This is a genomic window from Variovorax sp. YR752 (assembly GCF_943372545.1).
The window spans coordinates 1-5,074 of the sequence record NZ_CALRZC010000375.1 but is presented as its reverse complement, the minus strand read 5'-3'; the positions used below and the strand labels follow the sequence as shown (position 1 = coordinate 5,074).

At 72.5% G+C, this 5,074-nt stretch carries 5 protein-coding genes and 1 pseudogene; all 6 read left to right on the top strand.

Annotated features, from left to right (window positions below; genetic code table 11):
• Positions 1-519, top strand: a pseudogene (locus tag AAG801_RS40485) (hypothetical protein); the annotation flags it as partial.
• 25 nt (positions 520-544) lie between these two features.
• Positions 545-1,171: a protocatechuate 3,4-dioxygenase gene (locus tag AAG801_RS40480; protein ID WP_341893520.1), complete on the top strand. Its 627-nt coding sequence runs from the start codon at positions 545-547 to the stop codon at positions 1,169-1,171.
• A 91-nt stretch (positions 1,172-1,262) separates the two neighbouring features.
• On the top strand, positions 1,263-1,667 hold the full coding sequence (locus AAG801_RS40475; RefSeq protein ID WP_341893519.1) for a PPC domain-containing DNA-binding protein: 405 nt from the start codon (positions 1,263-1,265) through the stop codon (positions 1,665-1,667).
• Complete coding sequence (locus tag AAG801_RS40470) at positions 1,664-3,019, top strand: MBL fold metallo-hydrolase (protein WP_341893518.1); 1,356 nt, start codon at positions 1,664-1,666, stop codon at positions 3,017-3,019. Before AAG801_RS40475 ends, AAG801_RS40470 begins: the two co-directional genes overlap by 4 nt.
• Positions 3,020-3,060: 41 nt before the next feature.
• Entirely contained in the window at positions 3,061-4,269 is a 1,209-nt protein-coding gene (locus tag AAG801_RS40465) for a DUF4010 domain-containing protein (RefSeq protein WP_341893517.1), read from the top strand.
• A gap of 77 nt (positions 4,270-4,346) precedes the next feature.
• Complete coding sequence (locus AAG801_RS40460) at positions 4,347-4,832, top strand: hypothetical protein (protein ID WP_341893516.1); 486 nt, start codon at positions 4,347-4,349, stop codon at positions 4,830-4,832.
• Positions 4,833-5,074: the final 242 nt, after the last annotated feature.

Below are 5,074 nucleotides of genomic sequence, written 5' to 3'. Positions count from 1 at the left end.
AACGCACAGGGCGGCGTCGAGCGCAGCTTTGCCAGCGACGGCACGAAGCGCCGCGAGACACAGTGGACCTGGCAGCTCGGCGGCAACGACGGCGCGCGCCGTCGCATCACCACGCTGGAGCAGGAGTTTCACGACAGCGGCACGCTGGTGCGCGAGCGGCGCTGGACGCCGGTCGAACGCGGCGCCGAACTCAGCAGCGAGAAGCACTGGTACCTCAACGGCCAGCCGCGCGAGGCCAGCGAGTTCGCCAGCGAAGGCGGCCGCCGGCTGCGCCGCGACACCGGCTTCCACGACAACGGCAAACCGGCCTTCGAGGGCAGCTGGTGGCTCGAGGGCCGCTACGAGCGGCAGGCCAGCGGCGTGCACCGCCGCTTCGACGAGGCCGGCCGCCTGCGCAGCGAACGCCACCACGACGATCGGGGCCGGGTGATGCGGGAGCGTGAACTCGACGAGGCCGGACAGGTCACACGCGACGATGCCGTCTTCGAGGACGGTTCGCGCAAGGCCTATTCACGCTGATCACACCGATCGTTCCGGAGACCGCATGCACACCACGCACCGCCCCACCCGCCGACTGATGCTCGGCGCCGCCGTCGCCCTCGCCGCACCGGCGGTGTGGCGCAGCGCACTGGCGCAAGGCCGCCTGCGCCCCACGCCGTCGCAGACCGAAGGACCGTTCTACCCGGTCGCGCTGCCGGCCGACAGCGACGGCGACCTGCTGGTCCAGGGCTCGCGCCGCTACGCCAAGGGCCATGCCGCGCAACTCGAAGGCACGCTGACCGATACCGAGGGTCGTGCGCTGGCCGGCGGCGTGGTCGAGATCTGGCAGTGCGATGCCCAGGGCCACTACCACCACCCCGGCGATGGCGGCCGCGCCGATGCGGACTTCCAGGGCTTCGGCCGCGTCACTGTCGGCGCCGACGGCAGCTACCGCTTCCGCACCATCCGCCCGGCGCCCTACAGCGGCCGCACGCCGCACATCCACCTGAAGGTCAGGCTCGGCAGCCGCGAGCTGCTGACCACGCAGGTCTACGTGCAGGGCGACCCGGGCAATGCGCGCGACTTCCTCTGGCAACGGCTGCGCGGCGAGGACCGCACGGCGCTGACCGTGGCCTTCGAGCCGGCCGGCGATGCGCTGCGCGCGCGCTTTCCGATCGTCGTGGCGGCCTGATGCGGTCCTGTGGCGCTTGCCACCGGTTGCCGCGCCATGTCGATCGGTCGTCGCTGAACGGCCGCCCGAGTGCGCTAGGCTCTCGCCCACCATGCTGCTCGCGCTGCGCCTGCACCCCGGAGACGACCTGCGCGAGGCGCTGATCGCCGCCCTGACCTCGCGCGGCCACGCCGCTGCGTTCGTGCTGTCGGGCATAGGCAGCCTCGCACCGGCGCAGTTGCGCCTGGCCGGCGCCGCCGAGGCCATCACGATCACCGGCGACACCGAGATCCTCACGCTGTCGGGCACGCTGGGCAGCGGCGGCGCCCACCTGCATGCCAGCCTGTCGGACGCACGCGGCCAGCTGCTCGGCGGCCATGTGCTGAACGGCTGCCGCATCCGCACCACCGCCGAAGTGCTGCTCGCCGTACTGCCCGGGCAACGCTTCGAGCGCCGCATCGACCCGGCCACCGGCTACGCCGAACTCGACATCCTGAAGGACGACCCGACGCCATGAAGATCCACTTCCTCGGTGCCGCCGACACCGTCACCGGTTCGCGCCACCTCGTCGACATCGACGGCCAGACCATCCTGCTCGACTGCGGCCTGTTCCAGGGCTTCAAGACACTGCGCGAACGCAACTGGGCACCCTTGCCGCTGCCGGCGCGCGAGATCGATGCAGTGATCCTCAGCCACGCCCACCTGGACCACAGCGGCTACCTGCCAGCGCTGGTCAAGCAGGGCTTCAAGGGGCCGATCCACTGCACCCAGGCCACGCGCGACCTGGCCGAGGTGATGCTGCTCGACAGCGCCCACCTGCAGGAAGAGGACGCACGGCGCGCCAACCGCCGCGGCTTCTCGCGCCATGCGCCGGCGCTGCCGCTGTATACGGTGAGCGACGCCAAGCGCGCGATCGCGAAGCTGACGCCGCTGCCTGCGGCCAAGACGGTGCGCCTGGGCAACGTGCTGGCCGAGCTGACGCCCGTCGGCCACCTGCTCGGCGCCTGCGCGGTGACGCTGCGGCACCGCGACGTGACGCTGGTCTACTCCGGCGACGTCGGCCGCAGCAACGACCTGCTGATGCCCGCGCCGCGGCAGGTGCCGCATGCCGACGTGCTGCTGGTCGAGTCGACCTACGGCAACCGCGTTCACCCGCCCGAGGATGCGCAGGCGCAACTCGGTGCGGTGGTGCGCGCCACGCTGCGCCGCGGCGGCTCGGTGCTGCTGCCCTCGTTCGCGGTCGGCCGCGCGCAGGCGCTGATGCTGGTGCTGCAGCGGCTGAAGGCCGCGGGGGAGATTCCGCAGGACACGCCGGTGTTCCTCGACAGCCCGATGGCAACCACCGCGACGGCGGTGTACCAGAAGCACCGCAAGCTGCTGCGCCTGTCGCCGCGCGAGGCGAACACGCTGTGCGACGGCGTCACGGTGGTGACCACGCCGCAGCAGTCGGAGAAGGTGTCACGCACGCGCTGGCCGAGCGTGATCATCTCGGCCAGCGGCATGGCCACCGGCGGGCGTGTGCTGCATCACCTCAAGGCGATGGCGCCGAACCCGCGCCACTCGATCGTCTTTCCCGGCTTCCAGGTGGGTGGCACGCGCGGTGCCAAGCTGATCGCCGGCGCGACCGAGGTGAAGATCTTCGGCGAGTACGTCGCGGTGAAGGCGCAGGTCAGCCACCTCGAGGGCTTCTCCGGCCATGCCGACGCCAACGAGCTCATGCACTGGCTGCAGGGCTTCGAGGCGGCACCGAGGCAGACCTTCGTGGTGCACGGCGAGCCGGCCGCGGCCGACGCACTGCGCAGCCGCATCGCCGACGAGCTCGGCTGGGCCGTGCACGTGCCCGAGCACCTGTCGCAGGTCGAGCTCTGAATCTGTTCCTGGGCGAAGGCAGCAGCGCCGCAGGCATCGCGGTGGCGCTCGGCTGCGGCCTGCTGATCGGGCTGGAGCGCGAGCGCCGCAAGGGCGAAGGCGACGACCGTGCCGCGGCCGGCGTGCGCAGCTTCTCGATCGCCGCGCTGCTCGGCGCGCTGACGCAGGCCCTGGCGGTGCCGGGGCTGGTGCTCGCGGGCGCGCTGATCGTCGGCGCCATGGCGGCGCTGGCCTATGCGCGCAGCCAGTCGCGCGACCCGGGCCTGACCACGGAGCTGGCGCTCGTCGCCACCTTCCTCGTCGGCGTGCTGGCCGTACGCGAGCCGCTGCTCGGTGCGGCCTGCGGCACGCTGCTGGCCGTGCTGCTGGCCGCACGCACGCAATTGCACCGCTTCGCGACGCAGTGGCTGAGCCAGCGCGAGCTGCACGACGGCCTGATGCTCGCCGGCTTCGCACTGGTGCTGCTGCCGCTGGTGCCCGACGGGCCGATCGCCTGGCTGGGCGGCATGCGGGCGCGTCCGCTGGCGGCGCTGGTGCTGCTGATCCTCGCGTTGCAGGCGGCGGGGCATGTGGCGCTGCGCCTGCTCGGCGAGCGCCACGGCACGGCCGCGTCGGGCTTCTTCGGCGGCTTCGTGTCGAGCACGGCCACGGTCGCCGCGTTCGGCGCCCGTGCGCGCGCCGGCAGTACGCCGCTGCGGCTGGCGGCGGCTGCGGCGGCGCTGTCGGGCTGCGCGACCTGGCTGCAGGTGCTGGTGCTCGCCGCGGCGCTGGCACCGTCGGCGCTCGGCACGCTGTGGCCGATGGCGCTGGCCGGCGTCGCCGGCACGCTGGTGGTGGCCGCGCTGGCGTCGTTCGGCGGTGAGGGCAATGGCCGGCCGCCCGTGCTCGGCGAACGCAGCGCGCTGCAGCTGCGCGAGGCGCTGCTGGTCGCTGTGCTGCTGGGCGGCGTGGCGCTGCTGGTCGGCCAGGCGCAGCAGCGCTTCGGCAACGCCGGCGTGCTGACCAGCGTGGCACTGGCCGCCATGGCCGACGCCCATGCGCCGATCGCCTCGCTGCTGTCGCTGTTCACCGCACAGCAGCTCGACGTGCGCACGCTGTGGATCGGCACGCTGCTGGCGATCGGCGTCAACACGCTGACACGGCTCGTCACCGCCTTCGCGGCGGGCGGCGCAGCCTATGCGCTGCGCGTCGGCGCGGCGCTGCTGGCCGGCCTCGCGGCGGCCATCGGAGCGAGCCTGCTTGCAGCTTGATGCGACTCGACACAGTGTGACAAGCGCGGCCGGCTATGGTTGCTTCTCCCATTGACCGGAACCGTGGAGATCAGAGCATGAGAGGCTTCTGGCGCACCGCCTGGCACGGCCAGGACATCGTCGTCTACCGCGAGGACGCGGAAGTCGATCGGATCAACGCGCAGGACATCGAGCGCGTCGTCTTCGTGCACCGCGGCGCGGGCGATTCGCCCGGCGACCTGCTCTATGCGGTGGTCGAGACCCACGACGAGGCGCTGATCTTCCCCGACTACACGGGTTTTGCCGGCCGCGTGAACTTCGAGCGCCAGGCCTTCTGGGCCGAGCGCGGCTGCGTCTACTGGGCCGGCGACAACCGGGCGGCTCTGCCGGCGCGGCTGCGGCGTGGCCGCTGGCTGCTCGGCCAGACGGGGCCGCAGTTCGCGCGCGTCCCACGCGCCGAGCTGACGCCGCTGGTCGACGCCTGGCCACTCGAAGGCCCGCAGACCTGGGAACAGCGCAAATGGCGGCGCATCGAGAACAGCCGGCCGTTCTCGAACTCGGCGCCGGGGCGGCTGCAGGCCTGAGCCTCGCGCTCGAACACGTCGCCTGGTCGACGCCGAGCGGCCCTGTGCGGACTTTCAGGGTTCGCTTCATGCCACCGCTGGCGCGCGGCGGGTGGTCCGGGTGTGCGCTCTCCGGCCCACGCTCGCGGGCGGCCACCGCGCTGCCTCTCCGATCTCGGCACGAGTGAAACCGCAGAATCCGCTCAGCGCCGCAAGCAACGCCCAATCTGATCGATCGAACGACCGACTCAGGCGCCGTGGCA

Excerpts from the sequence above, each read along its gene's own strand:
- AAG801_RS40480 (WP_341893520.1), top strand. The coding sequence starts at position 545 with ATGCACACCACGCACCGCCCCACCCGCCGACTGATGCTCGGCGCCGCC.
- AAG801_RS40475 (WP_341893519.1), top strand. The coding sequence starts at position 1,263 with ATGCTGCTCGCGCTGCGCCTGCACCCCGGAGACGACCTGCGCGAGGCG.
- AAG801_RS40470 (WP_341893518.1), top strand. The coding sequence starts at position 1,664 with ATGAAGATCCACTTCCTCGGTGCCGCCGACACCGTCACCGGTTCGCGC.
- AAG801_RS40460 (WP_341893516.1), top strand. The coding sequence starts at position 4,347 with ATGAGAGGCTTCTGGCGCACCGCCTGGCACGGCCAGGACATCGTCGTC.